Source organism: Candidatus Cryosericum septentrionale (assembly GCF_003570995.1).
GTDB classification, from domain to species: domain Bacteria; phylum Caldisericota; class Caldisericia; order Cryosericales; family Cryosericaceae; genus Cryosericum; species Cryosericum septentrionale.
In genome coordinates, this window is sequence record NZ_QXIY01000034.1 from 1 (window position 1) to 1130 (window position 1130).

Genomic DNA, 1130 nt, shown 5'->3' on the forward strand with positions numbered 1-1130 from the left:
AAGTGTTCTCTGGGGCAGGGTGAAATTCCCGACCGGTGGTAATAGCGAAGAGCTTAGCCCACGAGCCGCTGCGGCGGTAGGACCTGGTGTGATTCCAGGGCCGACAGTACAGTCTGGACGGAAAGAGACGTCCACTTTCCGTGCCCCCAGGGTTGATTGCAGCTACAAGGCTGCGTCTGCTATGGAGGTAGAGAATGGAATCGAGAAAACTGCGCGTGCTCGCCCTGACCGGTATGCTGGCTGCCGTCGGGTATGTCCTTCAATTGTTCGAGTTTCCGCTGTTGCCGGCAGCGCCATTCCTCAAGTTCGACTTTGGCGATGTCGCCGTCTTCATCGCAGGCTCGGCGATGGGTCCCGGTGGAGCCATCCTGACGGCTGTGGTGAAAGGAATCCTCTGGGCGCTCATCGGCCGTGGGGCGGACGGCTGGGTCGGAGCAGGTATGAACACGGTCACTGTCATCGCCTTTGCACTTCCAGTGGCTTTTCTGGCCCGCTCCAGGAAGATATGGGTGAAGGTCGTTGCAGCTGGTCTGGGCATCGTCGTGATGACGGCCGTCATGGCCGGCGCGAACCTGATCGTGGATCCCTGGTACTTCAAGATGCCGATTGCGGCCGTCAAAGCCATCATGGTGACTGCGATCATCCCGTTCAACCTGCTCCGCGGCTTCATAAACGGAGCCGCGTCGGTGGGCATCATGCTGGCGCTTCAGCGGACGGCCATCTTCCGAACGAAGTGCTAGGTCTGGTGTCTGACACCAAATCACAGGGACAAAGAGCGAAGCCGCTGTTCTTGCCTCACGGGGCGCTGAGGATATACTGTCCTCATGCGCCGGGACTTCGTATGACCGGTATTGCGTGAGGTGAAATGTGAACTCAGCTGATATTCGAGAAGGCTTTCTCCGGTTCTTCGAGGGGCACGACCACCTGAGACTCCCCAGCGCTCCCCTGCTCTCGCCCGACCCAACACTGCTCTTTACCGCAGCTGGCATGGTCCCGTTGAAGCAGTACTACCTGGGCGAGGTGACTCCTCCGAGCCCGCGTATGACGTCGGACCAGAAATGCATCCGAACGAACGACATCGAGCGGGTTGGCCGGACGGCACGTCACCATACCTTCTTCGAGATGCTGGG

The 1130-nt window shown here is 59.5% G+C and carries 2 protein-coding genes and 1 riboswitch; both genes read left to right on the forward strand.

Features of this window, described 5'->3' with window-relative positions:
- Window position 1: 1 nt before the first annotated feature.
- Window positions 2-133: riboswitch (FMN riboswitch) on the forward strand.
- 61 nt (window positions 134-194) lie between these two features.
- Window positions 195-740, forward strand: coding sequence for an ECF transporter S component (locus tag SMC1_RS07865; protein ID WP_119086232.1), 546 nt, complete (start codon window positions 195-197; stop codon window positions 738-740).
- Between the two features lie 127 nt (window positions 741-867).
- Window positions 868-1130: alanine--tRNA ligase-related protein (locus SMC1_RS10665; protein WP_243626534.1), on the forward strand; the 263-nt coding region annotated here is incomplete at its 3' end.

Excerpts from the sequence above, each read along its gene's own strand:
- SMC1_RS07865 (WP_119086232.1), top strand. The coding sequence starts at position 195 with ATGGAATCGAGAAAACTGCGCGTGCTCGCCCTGACCGGTATGCTGGCT.